The following is a 20,539-nucleotide window of genomic DNA, read 5'->3' as shown; positions in this document are numbered from 1 at the left end:
TTTTTTGTTAGTTAAAAAATAAAATAAATTTACAAGTATTCTGAAATTTCATTAGATACTTTATCGTAAATTTCTTCACTAATTCTAAGAGATACAGGAATAGCTATATAATTAAGTAATTTTTCCAAGCAATCTTTTGAATTATTGCTATCTAAATCAGTAATTAGATGTTGCCAATAGTATGAACAATGCCATCTAAGTGCATCTGGGACATTCTTTGTTCCAATCCCATTTTTATTTAAAATATTAATAATATCTTTTCTTTGAGAATTTTCATTTGTTGCAAACATAAAAGTGTCATAAGAACCTGTGGAATATTCTTGTGGTTTTCTTATATAATATTTTTTCGATAGAGATTTATTTATTATTTCATATCTTATTTTGTTTTTATCTATTATTTTATTCAACTTTTTGAGTTGTACTTTACCTACTGCCGCCTGCAATTCTGTCATTCTATAGTTAAAACCTGGCATGACTCCCTTGTCATCCCCTCTAGGGACGCCATTCTCTAATTTATGCCCATGATCTGAATATCTTCTGACAAAAGTATTTATTTCATCAGAATCAGTAATTATTGCCCCACCTTCTCCGCAAGCTATCATTTTTCCATGATCAAAGCTAAGTACTCCTACGTCGTAGAAATTTCCCGCGAATTTATCTTTATATTTTGCTCCTACTGATTCACAATTATCTTCTATAAAGGGAATATTGCAAGTCTTTCTAAGCTTAACTAAATCATCTATATTGCCTAACATTCCAAGCATATTTACTGGAATTATTGCTTTCGTTTTATGATTTATAAGTTGAGAAATACTTTCACAATCAATATGAAGATCTTTGTTGATTCTACATATTCTAGGAATAGCTCCACAATCAATTATTGCTTCTATTGTCCCTACAAAATTAAACGGCTGTGTAATTACTTCATCACCAGCTTTTACACCTACAGCTTTTAGTGCACATTTTAATGCGGCTGTTCCCGAGCTTACTACAGTAGAGTAATTTGATTTAAAATGATTTTTTAGATCCTTTTCAAACTCTCTAACATGATATCTTTTCCTTAAATTATCAAATCCATGTGCAAATAATATCGAGCCTTCTTCAAAAACTTTAATAACAGCTTCTTTTTCTTCATGATCAAAAACTTCGAATCCGGTCATGATTATTTATTTAATTGATTGATACTTACTTATAATAAGTTATTGGTTATTAAATGCTCTATTCATAGCTACCATTGATCTATACCATTCTTCATGATTAGTTTTTTTTGTTTCATCGGAAGCGAAGAATGAATATCTTACAACCCAACATCTTTGAGAGGAGACAGGGACTTCCTCAGCATAATGAATGCTTTTAGAATGATGTATAGATGCGTCTCCAGCTGAATATTCATATTGAATTATCTTATGTTCATCAAAACATTTATCTGCTTCACTGATTTGTAAAGAAAAGCCCGATGAATTAGAGGGTTTATGGCTATAAATTTCTTTTTTATTGTCTATTGAAAGATATGTTAACCCACCCATTTTGGAGGATTGCTTGTTAAGAGCTACATAAAAAGTTAAGGCTTTCCCATCACTTAGTCCATAGTATCCATTGTCTTGATGAAGCGGAATTAATTCAGAACCTGGAAATCTTGAATGAATCTCTAAACTTTTAAAATTAACTTCAGTGCCTAAGAGTGAGGATGCCAGTCTAAAAACACTGCTGTTCATAAAAGGCGTGAATACATCAGGCTCTGCAAATAATGGGTACTCAAAATATTTTATACACTCTTTACCTTTATATGACTCACAGACCAAACCTCGCTCATACTCTTTAAATTTCTTAATTATATCTTGCTCATTTGATTCAAGCCAGCTAAGAGTATTTGCGCATTGCTTCTTATTTATTAAAGACTTTATTAATATGACACTTTCTTTTTCAAATTTACATTTCATCTCATTATTAAACAATTCAGTCATTTAACAAATTCCAAGATATTTAAATGGATTTTAACATGTTTTCTTAATACTGCTTTACTAAATATTGTTTTGATGTTAGTTTGTACTCCAATAAATACTTTTAAATATAGATTTCAATTAATTCTATAAAGATTCTGAGGCTTTATCTCTTTATAAAAATTATAAATGTTGAGAGTAAATTTTCTTTAGATTGAATCAGTCATTTAATCTTATAAATCGATGATGTCTCTATATACTTTGGGTTATCAACTTCAACTTTATTTAGTAATTCAAAAGGACAAAAATTGATAAATTCATTTAAGTTTGAAAAATAATTTAGCCCATATCTTTGTTCACCTTTATAAAAATTCAGATTATTTATAAAATACTTACCTTTAAGATGAGTTGACATTTTTTTGAAAATACCATCTATCATATTATTTTCCAATAGCATCCAAGCAATCTCACTAAAGAAAAAGCATTCATAGTTTGAATAATCAGTTATGTTTTCTACAGTATCAACAATGAAATTCATTTTTGGGAATAGTATTTTTGCTTTTTTTATACAAGTTTCTGAGATATCTACTCCAATTATATTTATGTTTGTAAGTGAGTTTATAAAATCCATTGTTTTACCCAAGCCGCAGCCAAATTCAACATTGCTTTTTATTTTATAGGTCTTTAGAAAATGAGCGACACTGTATCTGGATATATTATTGAAACTTCCCTCCTTTAATTGGTCCCATGGGTCATCAAAAGTTTTATACATTTCTTCAAATTCTCCAATATATTTTCCATCTTTAATAAATAAATCTCCATAATTTTTCATAGAATGAATCTAACTTTTTTTCAGAATAACATGACCTTCTCAAAATTAGGAGAATGATATCATTTCTATATTTTTAATGAATTTTTTGAAAATAATTTCTCGACTTTAAACCCAATTATTAGATTTTCAATAGAGAATAGATTTCATCATTTAACATTAGATTAATCTATGATTGCTAACAGTACCGTTGCCTACTATATTTGTCTGAACGCTAATTTTTTGTTAGCTTTGCAGTTAAAGATTATTCATGAAAGTATTAACTAAAGCTTTTTTTGCTATCACATTGACTCTATCTGGTCTTGCTTCCTTAAATTATCTTGCGCAAAGCCTTAGAGAGCAACCAAAAGATCATTTATCTATCTTGGAGTTAATTAAACAAAACTATTTTGGATATAAACCAGAAATTAGCAAAGAGAATGATAAAAAATGGGCAAATAAGATTTTAAAAGGTGGTTATATTCTATTATTTAGGCACGCGGAAAGAGAAAAATGGATTGATGTGGAGATGTATGATTCAATTGAGTCTGATCTGCATGATAATGGTAAAAATGGAACTAGATTTGCAGAAAAAGATTACTTTGAAAAGGCTGTTTGCTTAAATTCAAGGGGTAAAGTTCAAGCCAAAGCAATGGGAGAGATAATTAAATTTAGTGGATTGCCTATTGGTAAAGTAATCTCCAGTCCAAGTTGCCGTTCTAGGCAAACAGCAGATATAGCTTTTGGTGGTTATGATGAACTTGAAAGAAACTTAGTCCACAAAGGTCCTTATTATGAGAATATGAATCTAAGAAATAATTGGCTAAGAGAATATATTTTGTCTACATCAATAAAGCCTGGTACTAATACTATAATATCAGCCCATAACTCAGTTGCTCATTGCTCTCTATTCTCAAATCTTTGGCCTTGTGAACTAAGGCTAGAGGAAGGTGGTTTTTATGTTATAAAAAAAGAAGGAGATCAATTAAAACTTGTTTATGAATTCAATAATTTTTTAAATTACAGTAAGGTATTTTTTGCTAGAGAATATAATTAAACCGGATGGATAAATATTATCATAAGTTTGTATTTTTTAGATAGTCAATATTTTAAAATTTATAGAAAATAGTTTTATTATTATTTAATATATCAATATTTTTATCATCCTTTCCATTCGTTAAGTGAAACAGTTATGTAATTTTTCATAAGTTATTACTTATATTCGAATTCTCTAATTCTTATTGTACTTATAGAAAAAAATTTTTAAAAAATTAGTCAATTAATAAAATGTTAATTTATTTTTTACTTCTTAAATTAACCATTCCAGATTGCACAGATCTTTTGGCTTTAATTTTGTATTTAGATGCTTTGAATAGAAGAGTTTTATCTTCGTGTTTTTGGTTATTAGGTCTTTAATTTTTTCCTTTATTAAATGTTCCCTTTTTTGTTTAAGAGGTAATTTGTTTGGATTGTAAAAGCTTATTGGAATTTTGGATCAGGATCCTTTTGAGAGTCTGCTCTAGACTTTTGTTTTGCTATCTGGTAAGTAACTAGCTATAAAATTCTACATATTCAATCTTGATATTTTGTTGGTGATTTGCTATTAAGGCATTTATCAGAACATATGAAGTCTATTGATATTACTAACTTTTTTTAACGCTCCCTGCTGGATTCGAACCAGCGGCCCACTGCTTAGAAGGCAGTTGCTCTATCCAGCTGAGCTAAGGGAGCAGAGCGATTTTTAGATTGTTGCTCTGAGAACGTTTCCTAGAGAAAATCTAATATTAAAAAATCAACTATCTAACATTACATAGTCATGTGGCGAACCACAAGCAGAATTAAGCAGACCAACAAGACTTATCATCATAATCAATAAATTGTTTAGACGTCATGAAAATTTATCTAATTGAAGCTTGTACTCGAATAGTTTTCCTTCTAAAACTTTAACTTTTTTCTTGAGCTGAATATTTTCAACAAAAAGTTTGTTAAATCTTTCAATCTTTTCTTCTGCAGTCATCTCCTGAGCAGATAGTTGCACTTGTTTGATTAGTTTTTCAATGGGTTTGTTGTTTGAAGTTTTTCTAATAAATAAAGATAGTTCACTTTCTGTTAGTTTTCTCCTTTTTTAATGTGGCCTTCAATTTCATTTCTTATGGATAGTTCAACTTTTCCAATCTTTGCCAATGTTCTTGCTGAAACTTGAGTTAAGGCTCCTTCTGGAATGGAACTTTTTCCCAACCAGCTTTCATAGGCCGATGCTAAATCTCTGGCTACCCTTCCAGGCAAGGCTATATAGTCTTTTTCAGTAAAATCAACCCAATTTTTATTCTTAATTAAATTCTTTATTTGTGATAACAATTTGGCTATTTGAAGAATAGATTTACCTGCTTTCTCAATTTCAGCGTTTGTTTCATTTATTTTCGCTTTAATTTCTATTTCTTCGACCTGCTTTCGTTTAAGTTGCTTTTTAATTTGCTTTTATCGCTTAATTCCATAATTGTCTGGGAGCTAAATAAATTTAATTTTGTTAGCATCATCAAACATCAAACTTGAACAAAATCATCTTACCTAGAAGATATAGATCAACTACTTAATGTTGTGGTATTTTGATTTTGGACGATTCGTCCAGGATTATTCTTAATTCCTTCTATAAACCTCAGAGCGAAAGATATTTAAAAGGCAAAATGGCAGTGGATTAAACTGAAATTCAAAAAAATGTATTAAAAATTTTTTGTGAATTCCGCTACTGACTTTTGCTTGTCAAGGCTGTTTATGTCTAGATAGCCTTCTGCTACCAATTTCTTAGTACAGCTTGGAAAGCATTTCCCTATCCCACTAGCCTAAGGGACTAATAAATTGTTAGTTATCTGGTAATATTTTTTACTAATTCTGATCATTTGGTCTTATCTTGGATATAAAAAGGTAATCAATATTATGTCGAGAAGGCTAACAAAGATTCAAAAAGATGAAATTGTCCAAGCCTATAGAGGTGGAGTCAACACTAATATTCTTGCTGAAGAATATAATTGTAGTCCAAATACTATTAATAGAACGGTTAAAACTCTACTATCCAATTCTGAATATAAATTGCTAAAGGAAAAAAGAATAAAAAGTAGCAATAAGAAATTTGAACCAGTTAATGGTAAAAATATAGATAGTAATCAAGAAGATCTTAAAAATCAAAGATCTTTTAACGATGGCAATTCAATTGTCAATGCAGATGAGCAAGTACCTGTAAAAAATGATAATAAAATTTGTAATCAAGGTTTCAATGAAATAGCATTTTTCCCTATTGGAGATCTTTCTCTTTCTGAAAGTTTAAATAATGAGAACTCTGATACTGAAAATATAAATCAAGATCCTGAGAATAAATGGGAGGAAATAGAACCTTTGGTTTCTAGTCTTGATTTTGAGAAGAAAGAAGTAAATTTCGAACTACATAATCAAGAAATTCTTCCTGAAAGTTTATATATGATAGTTGAAAAAAAAGTTGAGCTTGAAATTATATCGATTTCTGATTTATCTGAGTGGAGCTTTTTGCCTGAGAAAGAATTAAATAGAAAAGCAATTCTGTTGTTTTCGAACCAGAGGACTGCTAAAAGAATTTGTTCAAGAAACCAAAGAGTTATTAAGATACCTAATAAAGAAGTTTTGCAGATTTCTAAAACTTATTTGATTAATAAGGGTGTTACTAGATTAATATTTGAGGATTCGATAATAGCTTTGGATGCTTAGTATTTTCTATGTTAATAATTTTACTCTTCAACTTTATTATTTATCGTTAATACTGAAGTTAACCCTCCAGAGATCAATCCAAAAGTAAAGAAGTTTCCAACTATAAATCCAATTGGTAAAGGAACGCTTTTATTTATTATAAAATTTAAAGTATGTTTTTTACTTAGATTTTGAGATCCAAGGCAAAGAAAGAATAATAACAATGTAGCAAAGGTCAAATTTAGAATTAAAAGTTGTAATTTAAAAAACATTTAAACAAGACTTATGTGAAATAGAGCTTTAATTAGCTTTTAGCCAAAAAGTTTATTTGTCAAGTCTCTTATGTAATTTGGAATAAAGCCATTTTTTTTTATAGCCTGTTTCTTCCGATACTCTTCGTGCCGCAAAATTAGATTTTTCCCCTTCCTTTATCAATCTAGTAAGTCTATTTAAAGCTTCTTCTTCACTTGTTTTTTTTTCTTGCACATTATTGAATCCTCCTAGAACTATTGTGAATTCTCCCTTTGGGGTATTGGACACAAAATATTCTAGTGCCTCATTTATGGTATTACCAATTGACTCTTCATATCTTTTGGTAAGTTCTCTAGCAATTTGAATAGGACGATCTTTTCCGCATAAAATAGACAAATCTTTTAATAGTTTTATTAATCGATGTGGTGACTCATAGATTACAGTTGTTCGACTCTCTTGAGAGATATCCTCTAAACGTTTTTTCCTAAGACTTTTCTTATTAGGAAGAAACCCCTCAAAGCAAAATCTTTCTGACGGTAATCCACTTATTACTAATGCTGCTGTTGCGGCACACGGACCAGGGATGCAAATCACTTTGTAATTATTTTTTTTTGCAGAATGAACAAGCTCTTCTCCTGGATCATTTATACCTGGTAATCCAGCATCACTAATTAAGGCAATACTTTGATTCTCTTTCAATATTTTTAATAATTGGGATTGCCGACTTTTGATATTGTGTTTGTGATAACTAAGCATTGGTACATTAGATTCTATTGCTTTCAATAGTTGTCCACTCCTTCGGGTATCTTCACAGGCTATTATTGATACTCGCTTTAGGATGAATTTTGCTCTTGGGGATAAATCGCCTAAGTTCCCTATGGGTGTACCAACAATGTAAAGAGTCCCTGGGTAGGGTTCTGAGCTTTCTTTTTTAGGCTGGTAATCATTGATTAAATCCATTATGCCAATAGATCTTGTTGTGCCAGAAGAGGTGGATTTAGAAACTTTATTAGATGAACTTAGAAAGCTTAGCTGGGCGGCGGCTGATGTCTTGATTGCATATGCTCGAGGACAAGAACCTCCATATGGGTTCCCAAAATGTTTAACTGTAGAAGAGGGTGGCGATGGACCTGTATCTGCTGCTGATATGGCGGTTAATGAATTATTAATAGCTGGTTTGAATAATAACTTCACTTTTAAGGAATGGGATGTTTTAAGTGAAGAAGGATCCAAAGAAAAAACTTTTCAAGAATTTAATTACAAAAAAGATTGGTGTTGGATTATCGATCCACTTGATGGGACAAAAGATTTTCTTCAAGGATCTGAAAACTATGCAGTTCATATAGCTTTGGCCTATAAAAAAAAACCAAAACTCGGGATAGTTTTGATCCCGGAAATGAATGAGCTTTGGTTTGGAATTATTGGAAGTGGCGCATGGTATGAAAATCGTGCCGGTCAGAAAAATCTTGTCTCTTTTAGCGAGAGAAGCAAAATATCAGATTTGATTCTTGTTTCAAGCAAAAACCATCAACAAACAAAACTTCTGAATCTTTGTTCTAGTTTATGCTTTGCTAAGACAAAAAAGATAGGGAGTGTTGGCTGCAAAGTCGCATCGATTTTACGAGGAGAATCAGATGTTTACATATCTTTATCAGGAAAAACCTCGCCAAAGGATTGGGATATGGCTGCTCCTCATGCACTTATTGAGGCGGCCGGTGGAAAAATTTCTCATGCAGACGGATCAAATTTGATTTACCAAACATCTGATCTTTCTCAATCAGGCTGTTTAATAGCAAGCCATGGAAAATCCCACCTACAGATTTGTCAAAAAGCTATGGATTTTTTCTATCAAGAAGAGCCAGAATATACTATCTAAAAATTAAGTAAGAGGTGCTACTGGGGTTGGAGTTGGCTCAGGATAATTCATCCCGCCATGTTGAGGTACTCCTCTCAAAGTCAGATTGATACGTCCACGATTATCTATTTCTCTTACCCTTACAGTCACTTGATCACCTACCTTTACAACATCTTCAACTTTTTCTACTCTTGCTTCCGATAGTTGTGAAATGTGAATCATTCCTTCTTTCCCGGGAAGAATTTCCACAAAGGCTCCAATGGGAATAATCCTAGTAATGGAACCAGAGAAGATTTCTCCTTCATGAACTTTTCTTGTTAAACCTTCAATAATTCTCTGAGCTTCTTCTGCGGCAGCTCCATCATGGGAGGCGATAGTGACAATTCCACCATCTTCGATATCAATTTTTGTATTAGTTCTTTCTGTAATACCTTTTATAGTTCTACCGCCTGGACCTATTACTGTTCCAATTAGTTCAGGGTCAATTCTGAAACTTAAAAGTCTTGGAGCGTGGGGAGAAAGATTTTCTTTTGGAGTCTCAATTGCCTCAAGCATTTTTCCTAATATATGAGTCCTTGCAGGAAGCGCTTGGTTGATTGCTTCTCCAATCGTTTCTATTGGAAGACCAGTTATTTTCATATCCATTTGTAAAGCTGTAATCCCTTTCTCTGTGCCTGCAACTTTGAAATCCATATCTCCGAGAAAGTCTTCAATTCCTTGTATGTCAGTTAATATTCGTACTTCTTTCCCTTCTTTTATTAGTCCCATCGCTGCTCCACCTACTGGAGCTTTAAGAGGAACTCCTGCATCCATAAGAGCTAAGGTGCTTCCGCATACTGAAGCCATTGAAGTAGAGCCATTTGAACTCAAGACTTCGCTTACTACTCTTAATACATATGGGAAAGTATCTTTTGCTGGAAGTACAGGAATTAAGGCTCTTTCTGCTAGAGCCCCATGACCAATTTCTCTTCTGCCTGGAGTTCTCATTGGTCGAGTTTCTCCAACTGAGTAAGGTGGAAAATTGTAATGGTGTATGTAGGTCTTATCAGTATTAGGGTTTAGATCGTCCATCTCTTGAGCATCGCTTGGTGTACCCAATGTTGCTGTAGAGAGAACTTGTGTTAAACCTCTTTGAAACAGGGCTGATCCATGGACTCTATTGGGTAATACTGCGGCGTCTGCTTCTATTGATCTTACTTCATTTAATTCTCTACCATCGACCCTTTTCCCTTCCTTAATTATCTGTTCTCTCATTAACCTTTTGGTTAAAGCTTTATAACTATTATCTAAGAGTTTGTTATTTGATGAAAGAGATTTTTTAACAGCATTATCATCTTTTAGTCCTTCTATTTTTGATGAAACATTGATCTTTATTTCTTCAATCTTATTGTCTCTCTCCTCTTTTGTTTGATCAAAGTCTTTCAGAACTTCACTAATTGATTTTGTACAATTTTTTTCTAAATAGTTTGAAATTGTGTCATCAACTTCAGGGGGTTCAGGAATCTCTTGCTTGATTCCTGTTTCTTTCAAAACTTCCTTTTGCGCATTGATTAATTCAGTTATGGCTTCATAGCCAAAATCAATTGCTTCAATAACATCTTGTTCTGATAGTTGATTTGCTCCTGCTTCCACCATTACTACACCATCTGGAGTCCCGGCAACTACTAGATCGAGATCACCTCTTTCAATTTCTCTATAACTTGGATTGAGAACAAAGTCATCTCCTAAGAGGCCAACGCGAACAGCAGCCATAGGTCCCTGGAAAGGAATACCTGCCATTAATGTTGCCATTGAAGCACCAGTTACAGCTAACACATCTGCTGGAACTCTTTCATCTAAGGAAAGACATGTTGCAACGATTTGTATGTCATCTCTCATCCAATCAGGGAAAAGAGGTCTCATTGGACGATCAATAAGTCTTGAAATTAAAGTTGCTCTTTCAGGGGGACGTCCTTCACGACGCATAAAACTTCCTGGAATCCTCCCCGCTGCGTATAACCTTTCTTCGTACTCACACATTAAAGGTAGGAAATCAACTCCCTCTCGCCCTGTTGATTTTGTTGCTGTTACTAGAACGGAGGTGTCACCACACTCAATCATTACTGAACCACCAGCCTGTGGAGCAAATCTCCCTGTAGTGAGCTTTATCTCTCTACCATCGAAGGAAACGGATTTTGTCTGACCTTGCACGTGCGTTTATAGCTTTTTGTCTTATGACATTCTTACACTTAATGGGACTAATTGAGTAAAAAACTCGATAGATTTGTTTCCTAGAGGAAACATTTACCACAATTACTGAAACTATAAAACTAAAAAAGAAGCGGGAGATATAATCTTTCCCACTTCTTGCTGTAAATCAATTTACTTTTCGTTTTTACCAACTTGATTTTACTACTCCTGGTAATTCCCCGTTGTGAGCTCTTGATCTAAGTTGATTTCTGCATAGTCCAAAATCTCTATAAACTCCTCTTGGCTTACCCGTCGCCCAACAACGATTTCTAATTCTATTAGGTGCACAATTTCTTGGCAAAGCTTGAATCTTTCTATGGATTTCTAGTCTTTCCATGGGATCTTTTGCTGATTTGAAAGCATCAATTAGAGTTTTACGCTTTGCTGCGTATCTTTCTACAAGTTTTTTGCGCTTTACGTCACGCGCTATCATTGACTTTTTTGCCATTAATGGGCTTATTCAGCTTATTTAGAAATCATTTTAACTCCTTGCCTGATTGTTTTTAGTAATTGGAGTAAAATTATTCTCAAAATACTTTTTCAAATTAATAATTATCTAAAATTTAATTTTCTTACCTGTGCACAAACTGCTGAACTAAAGATAGCTGTGTCGTATCTCGGATTATCAAAACAACACTTAAGCCTACAAGTAAGACAAATCCAGATTGCATAAAAGCCAATTGAATTTTTTCAGGAACTGGTTTTCCGCGAATACTCTCTAGAATTAGAAGAACTAATTGTCCTCCGTCTAGAAGAGGTAAAGGTAATGAGTTCAGAACTGCAAGATTTATTGAAACCAAAGCAGAAAAAAGTACAAGACCTGAGCCACCTTGTTCAGAAAGCTGGGCACCAATTTCAACAATTTTGACTGGTCCACTTAGCTGCTGAGCAGTTGAAGAGAAATTAGTAATCAAACTTTTGTAGCCAATAACAGTTCGACTAAGTAATTCATAAAATTGTGAATTAGAGCTATTAAATATTTCACCAATATTATTTGCTTTGGATACTTTATTTGGAAGATTTGGCTGCAATTGGGCTCCTATCCTTCCATTCCCTTCATTTTCAGCTGGAATTATAGAAATTGTCTCGCTTTCTCCATCATTGACTCTCTCAAAAAGTAATTCTTCGCCAGATGATGTCTGAATGATATTGACTAAATCCATAATTCCATCTTTGCCGCTGCCTAATGCTCGACCGTTTACGCTCATTATTTGATCTCCAGCTACTAATCCTGAATTGAATGCAGGCTCATCTGGCTGAATTCCCATGATTATTACCCCTGGTTCAGGTTGATTAGGAATACCTATTACGCTTGCTTGACCAATTAGTACTATCCAAGCGAGTAATAAATTTGCCACTACACCCGCTGAAATAACTATTGCTCTTTGGTAAATTGGTCTGTTCTTTAATAAATCGGGGTCATTGGATTGAACTAATGAATCTGTTTCTTCATCAGGAAATGATACGAATCCCCCTAAAGGAAGTGATCTAAGTGAATAGGTGATTCCATTTATTTCCTTTTTCAAAAGAGCTGGTCCAAAACCAATTGAAAAACCACTTACTTTGATTTTTTGAAGCACTGCTGCTAAAAAATGACCAGACTCGTGAAAAAAAATCAGAAGGCCTAATACAGCTATAGATAAAAGAACGTTCATTAATTAGATTTTGATTGAGTTATTCTGGCTGTAATTTGTTCGAACCGAAGTAAGGTATTAAGGCTTTTGGTAAATTGATACTTCCATCAGGTTGTTGACCATTCTCCAAAATCGCAGCCATAGTGCGCCCTATGGCCAATCCACTTCCATTCAAAGTATGCAAAAGTATATTTTTTTTATTGTTATCTTTTGTTCGTATTGAGGAACGTCTAGCTTGAAAATCTCCACAGTTGCTGCAACTAGATATTTCTCTAAACGTATTAGCACCAGGAAGCCAAACCTCCAAATCATAAGTTTTTTTTGCTGAGAAACCTAAGTCTCCTGTACAAAGTTGAATTACTCGATAAGGCAGTTCAAGTTGCTGCAATATAAATTCTGCATCAGATGTGATTTGTTCTAAAGCTTCTTTAGATTTTTCTGGTGAAGAAAACCAATATAATTCAACTTTATTGAATTGGTGAAGTCTGATTAGACCTCTGGTATCTCTACCATAACTTCCAGCTTCTCTTCTAAAACAGGGGCTATATGCTACGTATTTTAATGGAAGCATATCTTGAGGAATGATCTCACCACGATGGAGAGACGTTATCGGCACTTCAGCTGTGGGAGTTAGCCATAAATCATCATCAGCACAACGAAAACTTTCTTCTGCAAATTTTGGTAATTGCCCAGATCCAGTAAGACTAGCAGTGTTTACAAGAGCTGGTGGAAGTACTTCTAAATATCCTTTCTTAACATGTAAATCAAGCATGAAATTTATAAGTGATCTTTCAAGTTTTGCAGCTTGGTTGAAAAGGGTGACAAATCTACTTTTTGCTATTACTGAGGATCTCTCGCTATCCCAAAGGTTTAATTGACTAGCAATTTCCCAATGTTCTTTGAAATTATTTCCTGAAATAGGCTCACCCCATCTTCTGATTTCCTTGTTATCTTTTTCGTCTTTCCCTATGAGAGAATCCTTTTCTGGAAGGTTAGGTAAGCAAAGAATTCGTTCATTTAATTGAGTTGAAATCGATTTTTCTTCCTCTTCAATAATTCCAACTTGTTGTTTGATTTTATTGCCCTTGATGCGAAGACTTGAAATCTCTTCAGAATCTTGAGAAAGGCCTTGTTTTATTTTTTGTCCAACCTCTTTCCCAATTAAATTTCCCTCTGCTTGCAGTGAATTTCTTTTTTCTTCAAGTTCTTTAAGATCTTTGCATGATTTTTGAAGTTCCCCTAGATCAATATCCATTCCTCTTGATTTAAGTCCCTCTGCAATTAAATTTGGATTTTCTCTTAGTAGTCTATTGTCTATCACTATATAAATATTGAAGTTCTTTTAGCCTAATCGTTAATTGTTCCTAAAATAATCACGAGTATTAATTTCTTCTAAATTTAAGAACTTTTTTTGATTAATTAAGACAATAAAAAGAAAAATCTAAAAAAGTTTTGGAGATGATGCTCTCGCTCTTCCGCTAGAGGCCCACTCTCTAAGAGACTCAAGTTGCTCTCTTGCTGTTCTAGAGAGAGGAACTAGTTGACTTGAGGCGAGAATTAAATCACCTTCTACAAGTTCTCTTTTCTCTGCAAATGCAAAATACATTGCCTCAATAACGGCTTGTTCTAATTCTGCACCAGAGAATCCTTCTGTTCTATCGACAGTAGCATTTAAATCAACTTTTAAATTAGGTCTTCTTTTCTGAAGATGAAGTTCAAGAATGCTATGTCTTTCATTTCTAGAGGGTAACTCAAGCATGAAAATTTCATCAAATCTTCCTTTCCTCAAGAGCTCAGCAGGTAGCTTATCTATTCCATTTGCAGTGGCTACAAGAAAAACAGAAGAAGTTTTCTCTGACATCCAAGTGAGAATATTTGCAAGTACTCTTTGACTTGTTCCTCCATCACTTCTTCCATCACCGCCAAAAGCTTTATCAATTTCGTCAATCCATAAAATGCAAGGTGCCATAGCTTCAGCTCGCTGAATGGTCTCTCTTGTCCTTGCTTCACTCGCTCCAACTAAGCCAGCAAACAACCTACCCACATCAAGTCTTAATAAAGGCATAGACCAGCTATTTGCTATTGCTTTAGCTACTAGCGTTTTGCCTGTCCCTTGAGGACCAACTAGCAAAACCCCTTTAGGTAAGGGCAATCCAAAATCTTTTGCCTCTTCTGAGAAGGCTTGCTTCCTTTGTCTTAACCAATCTTTCAATATTTGTAAGCCACCAACATCGTTTGGCGATTTATTTGTTTTGCAATATTCCAGAACTTCGCTACGAGCAATAGATTGGCGTTTCTCTTCCAATACTTCTAGCAAATCTTCTTTGCCAATTTGACCTCTTTGCGCAAGTGCTCTAGCAGCCACTTTACGGATCCTTGATTCACTCAGTCCCCCACATGCATTTGTTAGTTCTTTAAGGACATTTTCGTCTAATTGAGAATTACTAGCTTCAGCAATATTTGATAAAAGTGTTTTAATTTCATTTTCTTTGGGTAAGGGTAGATCAAGAATAGTTAGGTCTTCTTCTAGATCATTTGAGGGGCTCCATAATCCAGAACTGATAATTATTGAATGGGGCTTTGAGCGAAGATCAATAGTTAAATTTTTTAGCATTCTAAGAATTCCTGGATCTTCACAGAAATGGTGAAAATCTTTTAACAAAAGTATGGTTGGAGAACTTCCATCCAATTTTTTAAGCCATTCAAGTACTGCCATTGGCTGCCTAGAACCAAGATTATTAGAATTAAGAACATTGCTAATTCCATCTATATAATCCCAAGTTGCAAGTCTTCGAGGAGAAAGTCTTTTAGTAGAATTTTTGATAAGAGTTTCAACCCTTTCTTCTTCATTACTCCTTATCCAAATAATGGGAGTTCTCGCTCGAATTAGGAGATCAAGTTGTTCGTCCCAATTAGACATCAGTTATGGATGTGGTTCTATATGAGGCTTGATTTTTATAATAAGTTGTACTTAATGCTATTTATTACTTTTTGGCTCAAAAGGTAATCTACCTGAATCAGATATAACTTCAGAAGTTACAGAGACTGCCGGTTTATCTTGTTGCTTAAGTTGATCATCTAGTATTTTTTGTAAATTGTCTGGTAAGGATTCCCTGCTTAGCAGAAATGTTTGTAAGCCTTGAAAAATATTTGCAATAACCATATAAAGCAATACACCAGCGGGCAAAGGGAAGAATAAAAACATTCCGGTAATCATTACCGGTGTGATTTTATTTGCAGTTGATTGTTGTTTGTTTACAGGCATTCCTCTCCCAGAAAGTACCTGAGAGATAACGAGAGTTAATCCAAACCCTGCTACTAGAATTGCAATATCCCAGTGAATAGCACCATCTACATAAAAGCCAACATTTCCTAGAGCTTTTATAAATAAGAAACCGCTTTTAGCAGCTAAACCAGGGATTTTTGCTTCAACAGTTGCATCGCCGGGATTGAGTGCATTTACAGTCCCATCTGAAGAAACTTTTACAATGTCTTCTCCTTTTGTGACTTTCCAAGAAGGAGAAAATTTTGAACCAGTTTCATATTTCTTTAATTCGTTAACGTATGAATCTCCATTCAAAGTTTGTAAATTAATTTTAACTGAATCACCTGAACCGATTTTCGTTCCACCCGGAAGAGAAGCTACTACAGGAAAATGGTTCTTTTCAGTTATGAATATTGAGTGCTTCGCTGTCTTGAAAGGCTTTGGTTCCACTGCAGCAATTTGGTCCGATGGCAGAACTTTGATGTTTACCAAATAAGGAACATCAGCAAAAGGTGAGCCTCTTAAAGTTGCGAATAAGGCAAATAATATTGGCATTTGAACTAAGAGTGGCAGGCAACCTGCTAACGGACTTCCGAATTCACCCATTAATTTTCCTAATTCTTCCTGTTGCTTTTGAGGATTGCTTGCATAGCGGCTTTTGATTTCAGCCTGTCTTTTTTGCATAACAGGTTGAGCTATCTTCATCCTTCTCGCGCTTCTGATTGAGCCTGCGCTAAGAGGGAAAAGTGCTAAGCGAATAACTATGGTTAATGCGACAATCGCTAGTCCGTAACTTGGAACTAATCCGTAGAAAAAATCTAGGATCGGGATAAGTAGATTGTCTGAGATGTACCCGATCACGGTTTTTAAGGAAGAAAGGTTGAAGTTGTTAGGCCAGTTTGCCTTAGAGGATGTGTTCTTGTCTCACAATTTTGTAAGGACTCATTAGTTTGAAAAGCCTTGAACATCTTTGACGGATTTATTTATAGGTGATTTTTCTATTTTTTCAAGTATGTAAGATTCTGTCTCTCGAAAGTTTGGGAGTGATCTCATCTCAAGTCGGGCTCCATCTTTTAGGACTAAAACCATATCACCGTAAGATCCTAAACCTCTTGGAATTGCTCTGATCTCAGCAATTTGACTATATACAACTTGAGTTTTATCCCTACCAAGCCAACCACCAGTGACAGATATTCTACGAGTAGTTATCTTGTATCTCACCCATAAAGCTCTTACTAAAGCTCCAAAAGTGAAAGGTAGACCGATCAGCGTAATTCCAGCCATTAAATTTATTATGAGGTCCCCGCTGGCAGGTCCTCCCTCGTAAAAAATGTCTTCGTTTGGACTGATTGTCATTTTGTTATCCCAGCCTTGATGAGCAGTTTGTCACATTCTTTCAGAAGATTGCTATCAGAATTTTTCATGCAGGAAGGTTTTAGAGAAATAAAAGCCCAAACTTCTTTTTCAGATTTCATATTAGAAAGTCTTTGAGCTAAATGTTGGTGGAATAACCGTCGAAGCTTATTTCTTGTAACTGATTTTTTGCTTACTTTGTTGCTTATGGATATTGCACATTTGATAAGGGGCTTGAATTTGGAGGTGTTCTTTTTGAAATATAGTTTTGTGTTTGCATTTGTAACTCTTAGAACCATTGAAGAGCTGTAGAACCTAGTTCCCTTCTTGTAAATAAAGTCAAAACATTTATGACCTTTGAGTCTCATGTGTTTTGGCAAAACCATAAGAAGAAACTTTTATTACAAGTATCCTTGTTAGGTGAAGATAAATTTAGACAGTTAAACGAGCTCTTCCACGTTTTCTACGAGTTCTTAAAACTCTCCTTCCAGTGTGAGATCTCATCCTCACTCTGAATCCAGAGACTCTTTTCCTTTTTCTACTAGTTCCACCAAAGGTCCTTTTTGTCATTTTTATTTATGCTCGTATTGGATTAGATATATGTGATTAATTTATCAGTTCACTGTACGTCTATGTTCCAAGTTCCTAAATATGTTGAGATGTCGATTTCTCCAACCTTTTGAGAAAAAGCCTGGAATTGAAACATACCTCTTTTTCTGGGATTGAAAATTTTCATTACCACTGCGTAAGAATCTTTGTTTAACGGAATTGGTTTTTCTGGGGATATAACAATTTTAGTTTGGTTCTCATTGATTTTTATATCGGATGGAACATTCTCTAAGCAACGGGTTCTTGATGTATAAGAACCAATGTTTACTTTGCATAAACTTAGTTTTTCAGGCTTAATTTTTGCTTCAAAATAATCAGGTACTCTGAGAGTCAATTTGCTGATATCTGATTTTCTTTCTTTACCCCTAAGAAAAAAGTAATAAGTTGCTCTTTCAAGTCTTTCAGAGGAAGATTGAAGGTATCGAAGTTTTTTATAACCTTCCTCTGGGTACCATTGGTACTCAAAAAAACCCGGAGATGCAGATGATTTCGGGGCTAAGTTAAAAGCTCCTGCACTTAACAAAAATGCAGAGAATCCAATAAAAAAAATTTTTTTTACGATTGGTAGAGAATGATTTTTGAACATGACTTATTTTGGTTGATAGATATGGCACTTAAATATTTTTCAAGTGCATTAAAGTAAACCCAACTGAATATAGGCTGTTGTTGGGAAAAAAACTGGCTTTAACGGTCTGGCCTTAAATTTTTTGCTTTACCTAGGTAAATGTTTTGAGGTGTTTGCTCATTTGGTAAAGAAACGTAAGCAAGTAGACGAATACATTTAGCCAAGTCGTTTTTAACAAACATTTGTTGACAGTCTAAAAGGGCAATTTTCCCCCAACCTTCTCTTCTTCTAGCAATAGAAGCGGGGAAACAAGCATCTAAATCTTTGGTTACAGAGAAAGTAACAGAAATAATTTGATCGGGGATCAAATTATTTCTGGATACTAATTCAACTAGTAATTCATCCACTGCAGACGCAATTGATTCCACAGAGTTGTGTTCAGAAGTTGTGGCACCCCTTAATGCACATAGATTAAGTTTATTTTGAAAATTCATAGCTTATGGCTTGTATAGCCAAAGAATTTGCCCATGCCCCTCCAACTCTAGATTTAACGCATTGAAGACGTTATGAATTAATTTTCCCCCCGGCAGAAACCCTAATAATTTCTTTTTGGTTTTACCAAAGGTAATTGGCTTTGTTTTTTCATCTAGGTTTGCGATTTTTATTGCAAGCAATTTTGCATCATTTTCATCGCCAATTTCATCCACAAGTCCAAATTTTTTGGCTTGCTCTCCAGTGAAAACTCTTCCATCTGCAAAACTCTTAACAACTTCCGTTGTTAAGTTTCTTCCTTTTGAAACTGCCAAGACAAATTGTTCATAACTACTATCAATCAGAGATTGAAGCAATTGTCTCTCTTCAGGTGATAAAGGGCGATCAGGAGAAAGGATGTCTTTGTAAAGCCCACTTTTTACAGTTTCAAATTTAATACCAACCTTTTCTAATAACTTAGAGAGGTTGTTCCCTCTTAAAATCACTCCAATGGAGCCTGTTATTGTTCCTGGATTGGCAACGATTTTTTCAGCACCAACTCCTATATAAACCCCTCCAGAGGCCGAGATATTGCCAAAACTAGCCACAACATGACAACCTTTTTCTCTTAGTCTCAAGAGAGCACTATGAATTTCTTGGCTGTCACCAACTGTTCCTCCTGGGCTATCAATGCGAAGTAATAGGGCTGGGAACTCTCTATCTTCAATTTGCTTTAATGCTTTTAGGACATTTTTTCGAGTTTCTGCATTGATAGGACCTTCAATACAGATTCGTGCCATCTTTTTTTTGGATTTGCGTCTCAAGGGCCAAATCATTCAAATTATGCATAACTTTATTGATCTTAAAAAGGAGATTGCTTTCTGACCTTATGTTTGTCATTTGGAATTGGTTTTTGATGATTTTGCCGTTCGCTCTTTGGGGGACCTCAATGGCGGCTATGGCACCATTAGTAAAAGCTGCAGGGCCTGAGATTGTTGCCTCACTAAGGCTTTTGCCAGCTGGTCTAGTGGTTTTAGCTTCCGTACCTTTTTTGAAGAGGAGTTGGAATATTTCAAAAGATGATTTGGTGTGGTTTTTAGTATTTACTTTGATTGACGCCACACTTTTTCAGATTTTTTTGGCGAAAGGTTTAATGGAAACAGGCGCGGGATTGGGTTCCGTACTTATCGATTCCCAACCTTTGATGGTTGCTCTATTAGCAAGAATTTTGTTTGGAGATGCAATAAATCCAATTGGATGGATTGGGTTGGTTCTTGGATTGGTTGGAATAATTTGTCTTGGAGTCCCTACTGAGCTGCTAGGAAATTGGTTTTTACTTGGCAAATTTGAATCAGGAAGTAATTTCTTAAGCCATGGAGAAGTTTGGATGATATGCGCAGCAACATCTATGGCTTTAGGAACAGTTCTTATTAGATACGCTTGCAAAAACAGTGATCCTGTTGCCGTAACAGGATGGCACATGGTTCTTGGGAGTATACCTCTTCTCGTTTGGCATGTTTTTGATAAAAATTGGCCATTATTTCCAGATTGGTCTTCTTTTGAATGGACTTTAATGTCTTATTCAAGTTTGTTTGGCAGCGCACTGGCCTATGGCTTATTTTTTTGGTTTGCAAGCCGTAAAGAATTAACAAGCTTTAGTACCCTTGCATTTTTAACACCAGTTTTTGCTTTGATTACTGGTGGGATTTGGTTGGGAGAAAGACTCTTCATCCTTCAGTGGATTGGAGTAGTTTTGGTTTTAATATCAGTATTATTTGTAAGTCAAAGGAGAAGATTCTGGGGGGATAAAACTAATAAACAATTACTAGAAGAGGGTTAAAGTA

At 34.5% G+C, this 20,539-nt stretch carries 22 protein-coding genes and 1 tRNA gene; 4 read left to right on the top strand and 19 right to left on the bottom strand.

What is annotated here, in order from left to right; translation table 11 throughout:
• Positions 1-29: 29 nt before the first annotated feature.
• The 3 genes from AC6EI0_RS04915 to AC6EI0_RS04905 form a co-directional block, all read right to left on the bottom strand.
• Complete coding sequence (locus AC6EI0_RS04915; protein ID WP_498523311.1) at positions 30-1,160, bottom strand: DegT/DnrJ/EryC1/StrS family aminotransferase; 1,131 nt, start codon at positions 1,158-1,160, stop codon at positions 30-32.
• Between the two features lie 39 nt (positions 1,161-1,199).
• Positions 1,200-1,964, bottom strand: coding sequence for a phytanoyl-CoA dioxygenase family protein (locus AC6EI0_RS04910; RefSeq protein WP_498523310.1), 765 nt, complete (start codon positions 1,962-1,964; stop codon positions 1,200-1,202).
• A 199-nt stretch (positions 1,965-2,163) separates the two neighbouring features.
• On the bottom strand, positions 2,164-2,772 hold the full coding sequence (locus tag AC6EI0_RS04905) for a class I SAM-dependent methyltransferase (protein ID WP_498523309.1): 609 nt from the start codon (positions 2,770-2,772) through the stop codon (positions 2,164-2,166).
• Positions 2,773-3,019: 247 nt separating this feature from the next.
• Between AC6EI0_RS04905 and AC6EI0_RS04900 the strand changes: the two genes are divergently transcribed.
• Positions 3,020-3,805 carry a histidine phosphatase family protein gene (locus tag AC6EI0_RS04900; protein WP_498523308.1) on the top strand — a complete coding sequence of 262 codons (786 nt, stop codon included), beginning with the start codon at positions 3,020-3,022 and terminating at the stop codon, positions 3,803-3,805.
• 600 nt (positions 3,806-4,405) lie between these two features.
• Here the strand turns inward: AC6EI0_RS04900 and AC6EI0_RS04895 are convergent.
• The 3 genes from AC6EI0_RS04895 to AC6EI0_RS04885 form a co-directional block, all read right to left on the bottom strand.
• Positions 4,406-4,479 (bottom strand) — tRNA-Arg (locus AC6EI0_RS04895).
• Between the two features lie 157 nt (positions 4,480-4,636).
• Complete coding sequence (locus AC6EI0_RS04890; protein ID WP_498523307.1) at positions 4,637-4,786, bottom strand: hypothetical protein; 150 nt, start codon at positions 4,784-4,786, stop codon at positions 4,637-4,639.
• Positions 4,787-4,857: 71 nt separating this feature from the next.
• Entirely contained in the window at positions 4,858-5,106 is a 249-nt protein-coding gene (locus tag AC6EI0_RS04885) for a hypothetical protein (RefSeq protein WP_498523306.1), read from the bottom strand.
• Between the two features lie 576 nt (positions 5,107-5,682).
• On the opposite strand from AC6EI0_RS04885, the gene AC6EI0_RS04880 reads away from it, so the two are divergent.
• Positions 5,683-6,483, top strand: a complete 801-nt coding sequence (locus AC6EI0_RS04880; RefSeq protein WP_498523305.1) for a hypothetical protein — start codon at positions 5,683-5,685, stop codon at positions 6,481-6,483.
• Between the two features lie 303 nt (positions 6,484-6,786).
• On the opposite strand, the gene rsmI is transcribed toward AC6EI0_RS04880, so the two are convergent.
• Positions 6,787-7,674: a 16S rRNA (cytidine(1402)-2'-O)-methyltransferase gene (gene rsmI, locus AC6EI0_RS04875; RefSeq protein ID WP_498523304.1), complete on the bottom strand. Its 888-nt coding sequence runs from the start codon at positions 7,672-7,674 to the stop codon at positions 6,787-6,789.
• A gap of 1 nt (position 7,675) precedes the next feature.
• On the opposite strand from rsmI, the gene AC6EI0_RS04870 reads away from it, so the two are divergent.
• The gene (locus tag AC6EI0_RS04870) at positions 7,676-8,590 is read left to right on the top strand and encodes a 3'(2'),5'-bisphosphate nucleotidase CysQ family protein (RefSeq protein ID WP_498523502.1); all 915 of its coding nucleotides are present in this window, start codon (positions 7,676-7,678) and stop codon (positions 8,588-8,590) included.
• Positions 8,591-8,593: 3 nt separating this feature from the next.
• Here AC6EI0_RS04870 and AC6EI0_RS04865 read toward each other — a convergent pair whose 3' ends face one another.
• The 12 genes from AC6EI0_RS04865 to sppA form a co-directional block, all read right to left on the bottom strand.
• Positions 8,594-10,759 carry a polyribonucleotide nucleotidyltransferase gene (locus AC6EI0_RS04865; protein WP_498523303.1) on the bottom strand — a complete coding sequence of 722 codons (2,166 nt, stop codon included), beginning with the start codon at positions 10,757-10,759 and terminating at the stop codon, positions 8,594-8,596.
• Between the two features lie 184 nt (positions 10,760-10,943).
• Positions 10,944-11,246: a 30S ribosomal protein S14 gene (gene rpsN, locus AC6EI0_RS04860; protein ID WP_269606477.1), complete on the bottom strand. Its 303-nt coding sequence runs from the start codon at positions 11,244-11,246 to the stop codon at positions 10,944-10,946.
• Between the two features lie 124 nt (positions 11,247-11,370).
• Entirely contained in the window at positions 11,371-12,453 is a 1,083-nt protein-coding gene (gene rseP, locus AC6EI0_RS04855; protein ID WP_498523302.1) for an RIP metalloprotease RseP, read from the bottom strand.
• A 19-nt stretch (positions 12,454-12,472) separates the two neighbouring features.
• Positions 12,473-13,753 (bottom strand): serine--tRNA ligase, encoded by a 1,281-nt coding sequence (gene serS, locus AC6EI0_RS04850; protein WP_498523301.1) that lies wholly within the window; start codon positions 13,751-13,753, stop codon positions 12,473-12,475.
• 120 nt (positions 13,754-13,873) lie between these two features.
• Entirely contained in the window at positions 13,874-15,352 is a 1,479-nt protein-coding gene (locus tag AC6EI0_RS04845) for a Ycf46 family AAA ATPase (protein ID WP_498523300.1), read from the bottom strand.
• A 57-nt stretch (positions 15,353-15,409) separates the two neighbouring features.
• Entirely contained in the window at positions 15,410-16,558 is a 1,149-nt protein-coding gene (gene yidC / locus AC6EI0_RS04840) for a membrane protein insertase YidC (RefSeq protein WP_498523299.1), read from the bottom strand.
• An 84-nt stretch (positions 16,559-16,642) separates the two neighbouring features.
• The gene (locus AC6EI0_RS04835) at positions 16,643-17,053 is read right to left on the bottom strand and encodes a PH domain-containing protein (protein WP_498523298.1); all 411 of its coding nucleotides are present in this window, start codon (positions 17,051-17,053) and stop codon (positions 16,643-16,645) included.
• Positions 17,050-17,436 (bottom strand): ribonuclease P protein component, encoded by a 387-nt coding sequence (gene rnpA, locus AC6EI0_RS04830; protein WP_498523297.1) that lies wholly within the window; start codon positions 17,434-17,436, stop codon positions 17,050-17,052. Before rnpA ends, AC6EI0_RS04835 begins: the two co-directional genes overlap by 4 nt.
• A gap of 46 nt (positions 17,437-17,482) precedes the next feature.
• Positions 17,483-17,620, bottom strand: a complete 138-nt coding sequence (gene rpmH, locus AC6EI0_RS04825) for a 50S ribosomal protein L34 (protein WP_413678338.1) — start codon at positions 17,618-17,620, stop codon at positions 17,483-17,485.
• Positions 17,621-17,669: 49 nt separating this feature from the next.
• Positions 17,670-18,245 carry a DUF2808 domain-containing protein gene (locus AC6EI0_RS04820; protein ID WP_498523296.1) on the bottom strand — a complete coding sequence of 192 codons (576 nt, stop codon included), beginning with the start codon at positions 18,243-18,245 and terminating at the stop codon, positions 17,670-17,672.
• Positions 18,246-18,343: 98 nt separating this feature from the next.
• The gene (gene aroH / locus AC6EI0_RS04815) at positions 18,344-18,718 is read right to left on the bottom strand and encodes a chorismate mutase (RefSeq protein ID WP_498523295.1); all 375 of its coding nucleotides are present in this window, start codon (positions 18,716-18,718) and stop codon (positions 18,344-18,346) included.
• Positions 18,719-18,721: 3 nt separating this feature from the next.
• Positions 18,722-19,531 carry a signal peptide peptidase SppA gene (gene sppA, locus AC6EI0_RS04810; protein WP_498523294.1) on the bottom strand — a complete coding sequence of 270 codons (810 nt, stop codon included), beginning with the start codon at positions 19,529-19,531 and terminating at the stop codon, positions 18,722-18,724.
• Between the two features lie 53 nt (positions 19,532-19,584).
• Between sppA and AC6EI0_RS04805 the strand changes: the two genes are divergently transcribed.
• Positions 19,585-20,535, top strand: a complete 951-nt coding sequence (locus tag AC6EI0_RS04805) for a DMT family transporter (protein WP_498523501.1) — start codon at positions 19,585-19,587, stop codon at positions 20,533-20,535.
• Positions 20,536-20,539 lie beyond the last annotated feature (4 nt).

This window comes from Prochlorococcus sp. G5PB11, from assembly GCF_059772425.1.
Note: the sequence above shows the minus strand (reverse complement) of the source record. Positions and strands in the feature narration are given on the sequence as shown.